General features: G+C 70.6%; 12 protein-coding genes. 3 read left to right on the top strand and 9 right to left on the bottom strand.

Annotated elements, in window-relative coordinates:
- Positions 1–67 precede the first annotated feature (67 nt).
- Genes ABZW60_RS24290 through ABZW60_RS24280 form a run of 3 tightly spaced genes read left to right on the top strand, consistent with a single transcriptional unit; the run spans position 68 to position 2,930 of the window.
- Positions 68–1,060 carry a D-2-hydroxyacid dehydrogenase gene (locus tag ABZW60_RS24290; protein WP_355480339.1) on the top strand — a complete coding sequence of 331 codons (993 nt, stop codon included), beginning with the start codon at positions 68–70 and terminating at the stop codon, positions 1,058–1,060.
- Positions 1,057–2,442 (top strand): amidase, encoded by a 1,386-nt coding sequence (locus tag ABZW60_RS24285; RefSeq protein ID WP_355480337.1) that lies wholly within the window; start codon positions 1,057–1,059, stop codon positions 2,440–2,442. Before ABZW60_RS24290 ends, ABZW60_RS24285 begins: the two co-directional genes overlap by 4 nt.
- On the top strand, positions 2,439–2,930 hold the full coding sequence (locus ABZW60_RS24280; RefSeq protein ID WP_355480336.1) for a DUF3830 family protein: 492 nt from the start codon (positions 2,439–2,441) through the stop codon (positions 2,928–2,930). The genes ABZW60_RS24285 and ABZW60_RS24280 overlap by 4 nt, the downstream gene beginning before the upstream one ends.
- Here ABZW60_RS24280 and ABZW60_RS24275 read toward each other — a convergent pair.
- From ABZW60_RS24275 to ABZW60_RS24235, 9 genes are read right to left on the bottom strand one after another with little or no spacing between them, the layout of a single operon-like run.
- On the bottom strand, positions 2,917–3,729 hold the full coding sequence (locus ABZW60_RS24275) for a MerR family transcriptional regulator (protein WP_355480335.1): 813 nt from the start codon (positions 3,727–3,729) through the stop codon (positions 2,917–2,919). The two genes, ABZW60_RS24280 and ABZW60_RS24275, sit on opposite strands and share 14 nt — an antisense overlap.
- Positions 3,730–3,737: 8 nt before the next feature.
- Complete coding sequence (locus ABZW60_RS24270) at positions 3,738–5,396, bottom strand: amidase family protein (RefSeq protein ID WP_355480334.1); 1,659 nt, start codon at positions 5,394–5,396, stop codon at positions 3,738–3,740.
- 33 nt (positions 5,397–5,429) lie between these two features.
- Positions 5,430–6,608 carry an amidohydrolase family protein gene (locus ABZW60_RS24265; protein WP_355480332.1) on the bottom strand — a complete coding sequence of 393 codons (1,179 nt, stop codon included), beginning with the start codon at positions 6,606–6,608 and terminating at the stop codon, positions 5,430–5,432.
- Complete coding sequence (locus ABZW60_RS24260) at positions 6,605–7,885, bottom strand: M20/M25/M40 family metallo-hydrolase (RefSeq protein WP_355480330.1); 1,281 nt, start codon at positions 7,883–7,885, stop codon at positions 6,605–6,607. The genes ABZW60_RS24265 and ABZW60_RS24260 overlap by 4 nt, the downstream gene beginning before the upstream one ends.
- Before the next feature lie 17 nt (positions 7,886–7,902).
- A complete protein-coding gene (gene atzF, locus ABZW60_RS24255) occupies positions 7,903–9,486 on the bottom strand; it encodes an allophanate hydrolase (protein ID WP_355480328.1) in 1,584 nt (527 codons plus the stop codon).
- Complete coding sequence (locus tag ABZW60_RS24250) at positions 9,483–11,435, bottom strand: 5-oxoprolinase/urea amidolyase family protein (protein ID WP_355480326.1); 1,953 nt, start codon at positions 11,433–11,435, stop codon at positions 9,483–9,485. The genes atzF and ABZW60_RS24250 overlap by 4 nt, the downstream gene beginning before the upstream one ends.
- Positions 11,436–11,438: 3 nt before the next feature.
- The gene (locus tag ABZW60_RS24245; RefSeq protein WP_355480324.1) at positions 11,439–12,068 is read right to left on the bottom strand and encodes an urea amidolyase associated protein UAAP2; all 630 of its coding nucleotides are present in this window, start codon (positions 12,066–12,068) and stop codon (positions 11,439–11,441) included.
- The gene (locus ABZW60_RS24240) at positions 12,065–12,682 is read right to left on the bottom strand and encodes a DUF1989 domain-containing protein (RefSeq protein ID WP_355480322.1); all 618 of its coding nucleotides are present in this window, start codon (positions 12,680–12,682) and stop codon (positions 12,065–12,067) included. Before ABZW60_RS24240 ends, ABZW60_RS24245 begins: the two co-directional genes overlap by 4 nt.
- Entirely contained in the window at positions 12,679–14,274 is a 1,596-nt protein-coding gene (locus ABZW60_RS24235) for an amino acid permease (RefSeq protein ID WP_355480321.1), read from the bottom strand. Before ABZW60_RS24235 ends, ABZW60_RS24240 begins: the two co-directional genes overlap by 4 nt.
- Between the last annotated feature and the right edge of the window lie 262 nt (positions 14,275–14,536).

Here is a 14,536-nt window from a genome sequence, read left to right as displayed (position 1 = left end):
GCCAGTCAGTGTGCGGCGCGAGGGAGATTGTTGACAATCCTACTAGCGAGTTCCTAGCCTCGATCACGTGCCAGCCCTCCCGCCAGCAAGCACCGAGCGACCTGTCGTCGCGGTGCTCTGCGAGCGCGCGACCGACCGGCCGCCGGGCCTCGAAGGGCTGCCGGTCGACTTCCGGTACTGCGCCGCGGACGGGTTGGCCGCCGCGGTCCGGGGTGCGCGCGCCCTGATGCTGTGGGACTTCTTCTCGACGGCGGTCCGGGACGTCTGGGCGGAGGCCGACGCGCTCGAATGGATCCACGTGACCGCGGCCGGCGTCGACACCCTGCTCTTCGACGAACTGCGGGACTCCGCGGTCGTGGTCACGAACGCGCACGGCGTGTTCGACCGGCCGATCGCCGAGTACGTGCTCGGCGCCGTGATCGCGCACGCCAAGGACAGCCTGCGCAGCTTCGACCTGCAGCGTGACCGGCGCTGGCAGCACCGTGAGACCCGGAGCGTGCTGGGCGCGAAGGCGCTGGTCGTGGGGACCGGCGCGATCGGGCGGGAGACGGCCCGGCTGCTGCGTGCGGCCGGGTTGGAGGTGCGGGGTGCCGGCCGGGTCGCGCGAGGGGACGACCCGGACTTCGGCACGATCGTTGCCAGCGGCAATCTGCCGGACGAGGTCGGTTGGGCCGATCACCTGGTGATCGCGGCGCCGTTGACCGCGGCGACGCGCGGGCTCGTCGACTCCGCCGTCCTGGCCGCGATGCGACCGGGAACGCACCTGGTCAACATTGCCCGCGGTCCGATTGTCGACGAAACGGCACTGCTCGCGGCGGTCCGTAGTGGACGGATCGCCGCCACGCTCGACGTGTTCGACACCGAGCCGCTGCCGCCGGACCATCCGCTCTGGGACGCGCCGAACGTCACGGTCACCGCACACATGTCCGGCGACGTGGTCGGCTGGCGCGACACCCTGGCGGCGCAGTTCGCGACGAACGTGCGGCGCTGGCTGGCCGGCGAACCGCTGCAGAACATCGTCGACAAGAAGCTTGGCTACATTCCGACGGGAGATCGATGACCGAGGCAACCGAGCTGGTCGAGGGCTACCGGACCGGCGCACTGTCGCCGGTCGAGGCGACACAGCAGGCGCTGGACGCGATCGAACGCTACGACGACCAGGTCAACGCCTTCGTACTCGTCGACGCGGAAGGCGCCCTCGCCGCCGCGAAGGAGTCGGAGGCCCGCTGGCACGCCGGTACGCCGCTCGGGCCCGGTGACGGGGTGCCGACATCCATCAAGGATGCTTTGTGGACAAAAGGCTGGCCGACAATGCGCGGCAGCACGATGATCGACCCGGCCGGGCCGTGGGACGAGGACGCGCCGTCCGTGGCCCGGCTGCGTGAGACCGGCGCGGTCATCCTCGGGAAGACGACCACGCCGGAGTACTCCTGGAAGGGCGTGACCGACTCCTTCACATATGGCGCGACCGGCAACCCGTGGGATCCGGCGAGAACATCGGGCGGCTCGAGCGGCGGCTCGGCGACCGCGGTCGGCCTCGGGATGGGTGTGTGGTCGCTCGGCACCGACGGCGGCGGATCGGTCCGGATCCCGGCCGCGTTCACCGGCACGGTCGCGCTGAAACCGACGTACGGGCTGATCCCGCTGTTCCCGCCGAGTGCGTTCGGGACGTTGTCGCACGCGGGGCCGATGACGCGGACCGTGCGCGACTCTGCCGCCCTGCTCGACGTGGTCACCGGGTTCGACCCGCGCGACTGGTCGGCGATGCCGACGCCGGCCCGGTCCTTCCTGGACGGTCTCGACGACGGTGTGGCCGGCCTGCGGATCGGATTCTCGCCCAATCTTGGTTTTGTTGACAATCAGCCGGAGGTCGACGCGCTGGTACGTGCCGCGGTCGCGGTCCTCGCGGAGCTCGGCGCCGAGGTGACCGAGGTGGATCCCGGGTTCGCGGATCCGATCGACGCGTTCAACGTGCTGTGGTGGTCCGGCGCCGCGAAGGTGTTGTCGGCGTACACGGTCGACGATCGGGTCGACCCGGGACTGCGGCGGGTGGCAGAGCAGGGGTCGGCCTTCTCGGCGTCGGACTTCCTCGACGCGACCAACGTCCGGATGGAGCTCGGGACGCTGATGGGTCGCTTCCACCAGCGGTACGACGTACTCGTGACGCCGACGCTGCCGATCACGGCGTTCCCGATCGGCCAGGACGTGCCGGACGGTTCGTTGTCGCCGGACTGGACCGACTGGACGCCGTACACCTATCCGTTCAACCTCACCCAACAGCCGGCGCTGAGTGTGCCGTGCGGCTTCACGAACGACGGTCTGCCCGTGGGGTTGCAGATTGTCGGACCGCGACATGCCGACGCGCTGACGTTGCGGGTTGGTCAGGCGTATCAGGCCGCGACCGACTGGCACCGGCGTACCCCGACCTTGGAGGGACGATGAAGCACATCACGGTCAGCCTGGACAAGCGCGGGGTGAGCTGCGTGGCGAAGCTGCTCGACGACGTGGCGCCTCGGACCTGCGCCGCGGTGTGGGACGCGCTGCCGCTGTCGGCGCCGGTGTTCCACGGAAAATACGCGCGGAACGAGATCTACACCTTGGTTCCGGCGTTCGCTGCCGATCCGGGCAGGGAGAACACGACCGTCACGCCGATCCCGGGGGACCTGTGCTGGTTCTCGTTCGACTCCGACGACCTGGGGAATCCCGCGTACGGGTACGAGAACACGACCGGCACCGGGACGACCGGCGCGATCGTCGACCTCGCGGTGTTCTACGGCCGGAACAACCTGCTGATCAACGGCGATCAGGGGTGGGTGCCGGGAAACGTTTTCGGCGCGATCACCGAGAACCTCGACGAGTTCGCCGCCGCCTGCCAGGACCTGTGGATGGGCGGGGCGCGCGGGGAGACGCTGTCCTTCAGTCGGTTGTGAGGGACTGCTGCAACTCGGTGACCCAGTCGTGCGAGTCCTCCGGGGTGTCGAGGTAGAGCTCGCGGGCCGGCTCGGCGGCGCGGCGGCCGTTGTCATCGAGCCAGCGCGCGAGGGCCTGCCAGGGCGGCAGCACCTGATCGATCGGTCCGCGGTGCACGAGCGTCGCGGCCTGCGTCGCGGGCAGGTCGATCACGTCGAGCCCGTTGAGGTTGCCTCCGGCATCGACGGCGGCCGGAACCGTCGCGCGTACGACGACCTCGTCCTCGGAGCCCTGCTCGTACAGACAGGTCAACCGGCCGGCCGGGCGGACATCCGCATCCGGCAGCCGTCGGCCGAGTTCCGCGCAGAGGGGATGCACGACGGGCGTGATGTCGTCCGGGGTGAAGCTCGCCGCCGTCGCGGTCAGGCCGACGAGTCGTACGGCAGGCAGGTCCTTCACAACGACGTCGGCGGCCGGAACGTCGTTCTCCAGGCCGCGCAGCCGTGACTCGACCTGGGCGAGCCGCGCCTGGCTCTCGGCCAGTGTGGTCTCCAGTTGTGCGCGTCGCATTGTCAACATTGTGCGGAGTTCGGCCGGGCCGAGGTCGTCCGCGATCATCGTGGCAACCTGGTCGAGGGAGAAGCCGAGATCCTTGAGCGCGACGATCCGGTTCAGGTCGGCGAGCTGCGCGGCGGTGTAGCTGCGGTACCCGGTGGCGGGGTCGACGTACGCGGGGCGCAGCAGGCCGATGGCGTCGTAGTGCCGGAGCATCCGAATCGACACCCGGCCGTGGCGGGCGAACTCACCGATCGCGAACATGACGGCAGTCAACCAGCCAGGAGTTCCGCGAACGTGATCGCGGTGTCGTCCTCGTGCCACGGGCCGATCACCTGACCGCCGATCGGCAGGCCGGCCGACGTGTGCCCGATCGGCATGCTGAGCGCGGGATGCCCCGTCAGCGCGGCGTGGGCGATCCAGAACACCTGCGTTTCGTACGGCAGACCGTCGATTGTCGACGATCCGTGGGGGAACGCGACGGTGAAGCTCGTCGGGCAGAGAAAGACGTCGACATCCTCGAAGTACCGCTGCCACCCGGCACGCGCCTGCATCCGCCGCCGATCCAACGCACGCACATCTCCCAACGACAACCCACCGCCACCGCCGCCACCGCCACCGCCGCCAATGCCGCCACTGCCGCCGGAGCCAGCGGAGCCGCCGGAGCCACCGCTGCCGCCGGAGCCGCCGCTGCTGCCGCCGGAGCCGCCGCTGCTGCCGCCGCCGCTGCGACCGCCGCTCCTGCTTCCGCTGTCACCGCCACCGCTGCCGTCGCCGAAGACGTCGTCGCTGTCTGAGTCGGCGTGGAGGGCGAAGAACAATTCGACCTGGCGCCCGAACTCCTCGGCCTGTTCGTTCGGGTCGACGCCGTCCGGCCAATTGTCAACAATCTTCGCGCCGCTTCTCGCGAGCCGGTCGACGACGTCGGACAGCGCGTCCCCGACCTCAGCACTGACCGGCGCCGCGGGGTGATCCATGACGACGCCGACGCGATAGTCCCGCAGGCGGTCGTGCCGGGGACGGGGGAGAGTGTACGAGTACGGCGCCTCCGGCCCGGCGGTGGCGCGGAGCGCGATCCGTAGATCGGCGGCCGAACGCGCGAGTGGTCCGATTGTCGACAAGTTCGGCAGCTCGGTCGGAAGGTACGGCGTACCCGGCACCTGGAAACCACGCTGCGGGACCAGACCGTTCGTGGGCTTGAGGCCGTACACGCCGCAGTACGCCGCCGGCAGACGGATCGAGCCGACAAGGTCGGAGCCGTACTCGAGATAGGTGAGGTCGGCGGCGAGCGCGGCCGCTCCGCCGCCGCTCGATCCGCCGGGTGTCCGGCCGAGATCGGCGGGGTTGTTCGTCCGCCCGTAGATCTCGTTCGCAGTCTGGCCGAAGTCGGCGAGCATCGCGTGGACGTTGCTCTTCCCGACGACGATCGCCCCCGAACGCTGCAGCCGCTCGACGACGACCGCGTCCCGTTCGGCGACGCACTCCGCGAACGCCGGAACACCCCACGTGGTGTGCAACCCGGCGACGTCGAAACAGTCCTTGACCGTCACCGGCACGCCATGCAGCGGCCCGAGCGTCCCGAGCGGCTCGAGTGGCCCGAGCGGCACTTGCGGCCCCACCGGCACTTGCGGCCCGAGCTGCGCCCGCGGCCCCCGCGGACCGAGCGACGCCCGCGGCCCCAGCGGTTCGCGCGGTCCGCGCCGTCCGCGCGGACCCCGCGGCCCGAGCGACGCCCGCGGCTCGAGCTGTGCCTGCGCAGCGACCATGGCGTCGGCGCGGTCGGCCGCCGCCAGCGCGTACTCGCGGCGTACCTCGACGACCGCGTTGACCTTGTCGTCGGCCGCGATTCGCGCGAGCAGTTCCTCGGTCACCTCACGCGACGACACCTGACCTGTGCGGATCTGCTCCGCGATCTCTCCTGCAGTCATCATGCGCCCGGTCTATGACCTGACACAGTGTGAGGGTCAACGCCCGACTTCGACCCCGTTGTGGAAGACCCGCCGGATCCGGCTGTCGAGCGCCGCGCAGTCGAGCTCGGTACCTTCCAGCAGCACCAGGTCAGCACGTTTGCCCACCGCGATCTCGCCGCGGTCGTCCGCCAGCCCCAGCAACCTCGCCGCGCCGATCGTCGCCGCACGCAGAGCACCCGCATCACCGAGACCGGCGGCAGCCAGATGCTTCAGCTCCCACAGCACCTCGGTATGCGGCCGCACCGGATTGTCAGTACCCATTGCGATGTCCACTCCCGCGGCGATCGCGAGCCGTACCGATTCGCGATGCGCCTCGGCCGCGCCGGCTGGTACAGCCGTCGGGTCGGACTGCGTGACCGAGAGCGTCGGCACATACCAGGTGCCGGATGCGGCCATCGCCTGGACGGCGTCCTCGTCCAAGTACGTCCCGTGCTCGATGCTGCCGGCACCGGCTCGCGCGGCGAGCTCCGCTGCCCGGGCGCCATGTGCGTGCACCATGACGCGCCGCCCTCCCCGCCGCTGCGCCTCGTCGACGAGCGCGCTCATCTCCTCCTCGGTCAGCTCCAGGTCCGCGAGACCCTTGCCGATCGCCATCGACCCGGTAGCGGTCACCTTGATCCAGTCCGCGCCGGCGCGGATCATCCGCCGGACGACGGCCCGCGCCCCGTCGGCCCCGTTGAAGATCGGATCCGGCAGCGAAGGATCCTCGAAGAAGTCGACCGGTCCGGTCCGCGGCGCCCAGAGATCGCCGATGCCGCCGGTCGTCCCGACCTGCCGCAGACTGAGCAGCACCTGCGGCCCGTCGATCCAGCCCTTCTCCACGGCCATCCGTACGCCGGCATCCGCGCCCCACGCGTCCCGCACGGTCGTGACGCCGAGGCCGAGGAGCGTTCGCAGCACGGGTATGGCGGACAGCGGGCGCACGGATCGCGGCAGCCCGAACGGGTCGATCCGCGTCTGCGTGATGCACAGATGCGTGTGGCAGTCGATGAACCCCGGCACCAGCAGCCCGCCGTCGCATTCGACCGCGTCGTCGCCGTCCAGCCCAACGCCGACCTCGACGATCCGCTGACCTTCCAGCACCACGTCCGCCGCATGCGCCGTACCGGACTCGACGTCGAGAACCGAACCACTCCGAAGAAGCAGCCGGCGCGTCACGTCGGCCCCGATCACAGAAGCCTCAGCGCGGCCAGGGCGTACGCGCGTGCTGCGATGACGAGCTCCGCGACGGCGACGGACTCGTCAGCCCGGTGGGCCTGGGTGGTGACCGAGCCGGGGCCGAGGACGACGACCGGTACGCCGAGGTCGCGCGCGACGTACCCGCCGTCGCACGCCGCGGTCCAGCCGGCCAGCGGGAGTGGCGCTCCGCCGGCGTCGAACCGGGCGGCCTCGGTGACCCGGACCAGTTCGTGATCCTCGGGGGTCTCGAAGGCGGGCATCTCCATCGGCATCGCGAGCTCGACCGTGAGCCCGCGATCCTCCAGGTGCAGGGCGGCGACCCGGCGGCCAAGGTCGGCGAGGACCTCGGCGGGGGACTCGCCCGGCAGGAGCCGGCGGTCGGCGACGACCACACAGTCGGCGGGGACGATCGAGCCGCCGGTGCCGCCGTTGATCTGGCCGACGCTCCAGGTCGCCGGGCCGAGCAGCGGGTGCGGCGTGGCGGCGAGTTCGTGGTGCAGGCGTTCGATCTCGGCGACCACCGCGGCCGCGCCGTAGATCGCGTTGGCGCCGCCGTCGGGGTTGCCGGCGTGCGAGGCGCGACCGTGCACCGAGACCTGGAGGTACGAGTCACCGCGCGCCGCGATGATCGTCTGCAGGTCGGTCGGCTCGGCGGTGATGCACCCGACGTACCGACGGGGCGTGGTGCCGGTGCCGGTGTCGGCGCTGGTGGTCCTCGCCCCTGTCCTTTCCGCTTCAAGTCTATCGACTGACGGCCCGGCCGATTCGGCGTTGTCCACAGGCCCGTTGGCTTCGATGTAGGCACGGATGCCCTTGCCGGTTTCTTCTTCGTCGATGACGGCTACCAGGTCGACCGGGCCGGCGAGAGAGGTGCCGCGGAGGGCGACCAGGGCGGCGAGGGCGGCGGCGAGGCCGCCTTTCATGTCGGAGGCGCCGCGGCCGTAGATGCGGCCGTCGCGGAGGAGCCCGCCGTACGGATCAACGGTCCAGCCGTCGCCGACGGGGACCACGTCGGTGTGCCCGAGCAGCAACAGGCCGGGACCGTTGCCCCCGGCAAGCGTGACCGAGATGTTGTCCCGGTCACGCTCGACGGGTGCCGTCCGGACGTCGAGGCCGAGTTCCCGCGCCGCCGCGGCGAGAGCGGCCACGGTGGCGCTCTCCTCGCCGGGCGGATTCTGGCCGGGCGCCCGAAGCAGGTCCTGCGTCACCCGGACCAGCAGGTCCTCGTCGATCCGGTCCAGCACTGTCTGTTCGGCGGGCGTCAGGCTCATGCCCACCAACCATAGGGTCAGCTCCCGGCCAGGTACGCCCGCCAGCCGCCCGCGGCCGTGATGTCACGCGCCGGATCCGCGGCGTCCGCCGTACAGACGAACCCCAGAACCTGCTGACCGTCCGACAGTTCCACAGGACCGATCGCCAGCGGAGGGTCGATGGTCGTCGCGAAACCACCCAGCTCAGCCGCGGGCAGCCTCCACACCTCGACCTCGAACCCCGGACCGTCCGCGCCCGTCAACGTCCGGGTCAGCCCAGGCCGTGGCCCGTCGACGAGGTACATCCGGTACGACGACGCGGTCCGCGCGGCGAAAGCGAGCTGCGCACCACGCCGTACCAGCTGATCGTTCAGCGGCTGACCGGACAGATGAGCGCCCGCGACCGCCAGCAGAACGCCGCCGTCCGGACCTGCCGCAGGCACATCCTCACCACCCCAAACAGCCGCCAGATCGATCAGCTCGCGGTCGTGCCCGGCCGGCGCCAGGAGCTGGATCCCGAACGGCAGACCGTCCGCGCGATCCGGTCCCGGGAACGCGACCGCGCACAGATCCAGCAGGTTGACCATGTTCGTGAACCGGCCGAGGCGGCTGTTCGCGCCGATCGGATCGGCCGCGACGTCTGCCAGCGTGGGATGCCCGGGCGTCACCGGCAGCAGCAGCGCGTCGAGCTTCGTCCACAGGTGCTCACTCGCGCGGGCCAGGGTCGCCAGCCGGTCGAAGCCCGCGAACGCGGCGGCCGCGGTCAGCGAAGCGCCGCCCCGCACGATCGTCCGCACGGTCGGGTCGACCGCCGGATCATCGTCCAGCTTGTCCCCGAAGGCGAGCCAGCGCTCGGCGAGCCACGGCCCGGAGTACAGCAGGTCCGCTGCCTCGAGCAGCGGCCGCACATCTACCTTCACGACATCGCCGAGCCGATGAGCCTCGGCGAGCGTCTCCTGCCAGGCCGCCTCGTGCAACGGATCCAGATCCAGCCCGATGTCCGGTACGCCGATCACGCCGCCGGCCCCGGCCCGCCGCCGCGGCAGATCGGCGACTCGTCGCGACCACGCGTCGTCCGGGTCGTACGCGACCATCACCTCGTACGCCGCCCGCGCGGTGGCCACGGTTCGCGCCATCACGGTGACGCAGTCGAGCGACCGGCAGGCCGGTACGACGCCGCGCGCCGACACCAGCCCACGACTCGGCTTGATGCCGACGAGGCGGTTGAAGGCGGCCGGCACCCGACCGCTGCCGGCCGTGTCCGTGCCGAGCGCGAAGTCGACCTGACCACTCGCGACGGCGACAGCACTGCCCGAACTCGACCCGCCGGACACATGCCGGTCGGAGAAAACCGAGTGACACGCGCCGTACGGCGATCGCGTGCCGACCAGCCCGGTCGCGTACTGGTCGAGGTTCGTCTTGCCCAGCGGTACGGCGCCGGCCGAGATCAGCTGGTCGACCACGAACGCGTTGCGCTCCGCAGGACGGGCGTTGCGCGGATCGCCGGCCGTCGTCGGCACCCCGGCGAGATCGATGTTGTCCTTGAGCGCCATCGTCAGCCCGTGCAGCGTCCCGGGCCGCGGCGCGACCGGGTCGACCCGGGTGATCCACTCGTTGTTCATGCGCCCCACCGTGCCCTCTCGGCCTCGAACGCGGCGCGGCGTCTGGCCCGTACGCTCGCGATTTCCACAGGTGCCTCCTGCTCGATCCGGCGGACGTCGGCGATCGAGAACGTCGCCGGTGCGGTCTTGAGATCCGCGCGTCCGGCGGCGATCTCGGCCCGCTCGTGGGCGAGTTGTTCCGCGCTCACCGGGGTGAATCTGATCAGGTCGAACTGCCGCAACAACCATGGTTGCTCGTCGGCGGGGGAGAGCCGCCAGACCGGGACGGTGCGACCGACCAGCTGGTACCCGCCGGGACCTTCCATCCCGTACACACACAGGTAGATCCCGCCGATCCCGACCGCGTTCTGCGGCGTCCAGGTCCGGGCCGGGTTGTACTTCGTCGTGACGAGCCGGTGCCGCGGATCGACCGGTACGGCGACCGGCGCGCCGAGGTACACGTCGCCGAGACCGACCACCAGGTACGTCGCGGCCTGCACGATCTCGAACACGTCGTCGCGCGCGCCGAGGTCGTTGACCCGCCGGATGAACTCGACGTTGTCCGGGCACCACGGCGCGTCCGGCCGCACCGACGTCGCGTACCGGCGCATCGCCTCGTGTGCCTCCGGGTGGTCGAACGCGATCGGCAGCACCACCTCGCGGGCCGGCAGTACCACCGTCTCGGGATCACCGAGTCCGGCCGCCAGGAACGCGAGCTGTTCCGCGAGCGAGGTGAGCGCGATCCGGGCCGAGTCGACCGCAACCAGCAGCGACCGTACGCCCTCGACGATCTCGATCACGCCGGCCGGCCGGTCATCCCGGAGGGCCTGGGCCAGCAGGTGGATCCACACCCGGACCGTGAGATCCAGCTCGGCCGGTCCTGCCTCGACGAGCAGGTGCCGTTCACCTGCGCATCTGATCGTGTACGCCGGGGCGGGGCCGGCCGGATCGCCTCGGTGCAGCGTGGTCGGGCGCTCCGGCGTTCCGGTCGAGACGGCGACGGGGGCCGGATCCTGGCGCAGGTCGGTCAGCCAGCGCCGACGGGACCGGATCGCTTCTGCTGCGGCCTCCTGCGTCACCGGGACCAGTTGGACGGAATCGCCGGCGCTCAGTTGACCGAGCATCCAGCGGTCGGCCTCGATGACCACGGCGGGGACCACGAAACCGCCGAGGGACGGGCCATCCTTGCCGACGATCACCGGGGTGTCGCCGGACAGCATGATGCCGCCGACCGGGTACGCCGAATCGTGGACGTTCGACGGGTGCAGGCCCGCCTCGCCGCCGTCGGTCCGGGCCCAGCCGGGCGTCGGGCCGATCAAGCGGATCCCGGTGCGATCGGAGCGATGGTCGACAATCCAGTTGTTCGCGAAGAACGTGTCGACACCTTCCGCGGTGAGATGCTCCGGCGCGCCGTGCGGCCCGGGGATGACGCGGACCTGCCAGGAGCCCGACATCGTCGGCAGTTCCACCGACAGCGGGGTCAGCAGGTTCTCCTGCCGGCCCAGCGGAATCCGGTCGCCGTCGGCCAGCGGGCGACCGTCGTGACCGCCGAAGCCGCCGAGAATGAACGTGGAGCGGCTCCCGAGCACCCGCGGCACGTCCAGCCCGCCCTGGATCGCCACGTACCCGCGCATCCCGGGACCGTCGAGCGGGCCCACGTCCAGCACGGATCCGGCCGGCCACAGCACGACCATTCCCGGCGTGATCGGCAGATTGTCGACAGTTGCATTGCGCACCGCGCCGCCGACACAGATCAGCCGGTCCTCGTCGCACGTCAGCACCGGCCCGGCGAGCACACACTCCAGTCCGGCCGCCGTCTCCGGATTGCCGACCGCCGCGTTCACGAGCGCGAACGTGAGCTCGTCAGCCGCGCCGGACGGCGGCACGCCGACATCCCACAGTCCCGGCCGCCCGGCGAGATCCTGCACCGTCGTCTGGACACCACGATTGTTGACAATGATCACGGCCACCCGTCACCACCAGCCCAGCAACTGGATCGGCGTCGGGTTCCAGCCGTTGCACGGATTGTTGATCTGCGGACAATTGCTGATCAATGCGAACAGGTCCCGGCTCGCCGTGATCTCGACGTACTTGCCCGGCGCCGACAAACCGTCCTCGAACGTCAGGCCACCGTCCGACGTCACCGGCACGTTCATGAAGAAGTTGATGTTGTGCGTGAGCTGACGCTGACCGATCCCGGCCGCCGCGCCGTACCGCAGGAAGGTCTGCCGGCAGGCGTGCTGGTGCCGCGTGAACTCGCCGTACCGGATGACGTTGCTCTCCTGGGAACAGGCGCCGCCGACGGTGTCGTGCCGGCCGCACGTGTCGTCCGTGATCACCGCGAGTTCGTCGAGTCTGGTCGACAACAGTCGCGACCCGGTGGTCAGGAACACCGCCCGCTGCTCGCGGATCGTGTCGAAGGCGGAGTAGCGGTTGTCGATGTCGTGGGCGTCGTAGAACAACGTGTCCACGGCCTGGTTGCCGTGCAGGTCCACGATCCGCAGGCGGCCACCGGCCGGAACGGTCACGAGGGCGCCGTCACCCGCCGGTATGACGGTGTCGAGGCTTGTGTCGAGGCCGGTTGTCGTCTCGGTGACGGTCATGCGATCAACTCCCGGGTCAGACGCAGCGCACGCATCGCTTCCTCCCGCAGGCCGGGATCGTCGGTGTGGTCCGGCGTCTCGATCTGTACGGCGACACCGACGCCGGGCAGGTCGGACAGCGCATGAGGCGCGGTCGACACGAAGACCAGGAGGTCCTGATCCGCGCGGAGCGTGACGGTGTCACCCGCACGGGCGTGGCCGCCGACGAAAGCCAGCGATGCGCGGGCGTCGTCCGCGACCGCGACCTTGCTGAAGAAGTTGATGCAGCCGTGCAGATCGGCCTCGCCGAAACCGTGCTTCACGAGTTCGAGCAGCAGCAACCGGTCGGGGATCGCGCCGGTCAGGCAGTCGTGCCAGTCGAGGCTCGAGGCGACGACCGTCGCCAGCGCCAACCCGCGATCGGACATCAGCACCATGCCGGGCTTGATGCGGGCCGACATCTGCGCCTTCAGCGTGTCGGGGATGTTCAGCCGGTCGAGGCGGTCGGCGCCGACGATCAGCACCGACGCGTTCGCGCCGTCGGCGAGTGCGGTCAGCGTGAGGACGCGCCCGGCCCGGACCGGCGCGGACCACGCCGCATCACCCGGGATGTCGTGCGTATGCGTGGCGGTCATGCCCCGGCTCCTTCCGCCTCGACGACCGGCGCGGACGCGCGCAGTGGGACACCGATCGATGCGAAGTACGCGCTCCGCTGAGCCCGATACGCGAGGACGCCGCCGACCGCGACGACACCAAGGGTGATCAGCGGCAGATAGTGCAGGTACCAGCCCTCACCGGCCGGGTCGTAGACCTCCGCGCGCGGCCAGCCGAGATTGATCGCCATCGCGAGTCCGTAGCCAACGGCAACGAAGTTGACCACCACTCCGAACCGCCCCAGCGAGAACAGCGACCGCCCGTTCTCGTCCGCGCCGTCGGACAATCCGCGGCCGGTCAGCCGTCGCACCAGCAGCGGCGCAGTGACCATCAGATACGCGACGTAGAGCAGCATGATGCACACGCTGGCCAGTCCCAGGAACAGACCGGCATTCCCCACGTTCACGACCAGGCACACACCGGCCAGCACACCAGGCACCACGGTCGCGGCCACCGGCGTACCGGTCCGCGCCGACACCTCGCGGAGCTGCCGCGACCCCGGCAGCACGTTGTCGCGCGCCATCGAGAAGATCATCCGCGCCGCCGCGGTCTGGATCGCCAACGTACACACGCAGACCGCGAGCGCGACGTCGAGCAACAGGAGCTTGCCGGGCGTCGTACCCAGCCGGCTCGTCAGCACGTAGGGGAGACCTTGCGTGGCGAGGTCGCCGTCGGTCAGCGACGGCGCGGCCATCAACGCCGCGACGATCAGGAAGGCGCCGCCGATCCCGGACGCGACCACGGCCCGGATGATCGTCCGCGGAGTCGTCGCGCGCGGCTTGTGCGTCTCCTCCGACAACTCGCCCGCGCTGTCGAACCCGACCAGCACGTACGCCGCCATCAGCGCCGACACCAGCAGTGGTACGACGTACCCGGTCGTGCTGTCGAGATTCGTCGTGTGCAGGACGACGGACGGCCCGCGCTCCGCCTTGCTGGTCAGCAGGACAACGATCAGCACGACACCGACCAGCTCACAGGTCACGCCGACCGAGTTCACGACCGCCGTGATCCGCACGCTCGTCGCGTTGAGCACCGTCGTCGCGACGAGCAGGAGGCATCCGAGCAGTACGGCGTTCGCGGCGCCGTCCCGCGACGCCAGCGCCGGATCGGTGCCGACCAGCTGGAACCCGGGCCAGACCGCGGGCAGCACGACCTGCAGTGCGATCGCGGCCGTGGCCAGCGTGATGATCTGCGCGATCACCATCGTCCAGCCCGCGAACCATCCGACGACCGCGCCGCCGAGCCGCCGGGCCCACTGGTAGATCGCGCCGGACAGCGGGTACCGCGCCGCGAGTTCGGCGAAGCACAACGCCACCATCAGCTGGCCGGCGAGGACGGCCGGCCAGGTCCAGAAGAACGCCGTACCGCCGAAGCCGAAGCCCAGGCCGAACAGCTGGAAGACGGTGGTGAGGATCGACACGAACGAGAAACCGGCCGCGAACGACGCGTAGCTGCCGACGCGGCGCGAGAGCTGCTGGCTGTAGCCGAAGCGGCCGAGATCCTGGGCGCCCAGCTCATCGGTGGTGAGTGTTTCGGGAGATGCTGCACTGATACCTGGACTGGCTGCTGGCATTCCGGCCTCCGCTGGATCGGCCCGGAATGCGCGCACGGCAGCCCGGGGCCTTCAAGGCCTCCCGGGCTTTTGTCCCGCCGTGGAACGGCGCCGCCGCTTCGGCGACAGCACCGCCTCCCCTCTCGGACCAGTCCTGCCCGTACGTCGACGAGCAGCGGAACCCTAGGGGCGCCCCGCCGTCCCGGCGGGTCCTTTCCAGTTCAGGGCGCGCCGGTTTCAGCGGTCGTCCTCGCGTGTAACGCGAAAGTAAAGGAATCCTCTC

The sequence above is a fragment of the Kribbella sp. NPDC003557 genome (assembly GCF_040610805.1).
Lineage (GTDB): Bacteria > Actinomycetota > Actinomycetes > Propionibacteriales > Kribbellaceae > Kribbella.
Note: the sequence above shows the minus strand (reverse complement) of the source record. Positions and strands in the feature narration are given on the sequence as shown.

Bases quoted from the DNA above. Each gene is read 5' to 3' on its own strand.
- ABZW60_RS24285 (WP_355480337.1), top strand. From the start codon at position 1,057: ATGACCGAGGCAACCGAGCTGGTCGAGGGCTACCGGACCGGCGCACTG.
- ABZW60_RS24280 (WP_355480336.1), top strand. From the start codon at position 2,439: ATGAAGCACATCACGGTCAGCCTGGACAAGCGCGGGGTGAGCTGCGTG.
- ABZW60_RS24275 (WP_355480335.1), bottom strand. From the start codon at position 3,729: ATGTTCGCGATCGGTGAGTTCGCCCGCCACGGCCGGGTGTCGATTCGG.
- ABZW60_RS24270 (WP_355480334.1), bottom strand. From the start codon at position 5,396: ATGATGACTGCAGGAGAGATCGCGGAGCAGATCCGCACAGGTCAGGTG.
- ABZW60_RS24260 (WP_355480330.1), bottom strand. From the start codon at position 7,885: ATGAGCCTGACGCCCGCCGAACAGACAGTGCTGGACCGGATCGACGAG.
- atzF (WP_355480328.1), bottom strand. From the start codon at position 9,486: ATGAACAACGAGTGGATCACCCGGGTCGACCCGGTCGCGCCGCGGCCC.
- ABZW60_RS24245 (WP_355480324.1), bottom strand. From the start codon at position 12,068: ATGACCGTCACCGAGACGACAACCGGCCTCGACACAAGCCTCGACACC.
- ABZW60_RS24240 (WP_355480322.1), bottom strand. From the start codon at position 12,682: ATGACCGCCACGCATACGCACGACATCCCGGGTGATGCGGCGTGGTCC.
- ABZW60_RS24235 (WP_355480321.1), bottom strand. From the start codon at position 14,274: ATGCCAGCAGCCAGTCCAGGTATCAGTGCAGCATCTCCCGAAACACTC.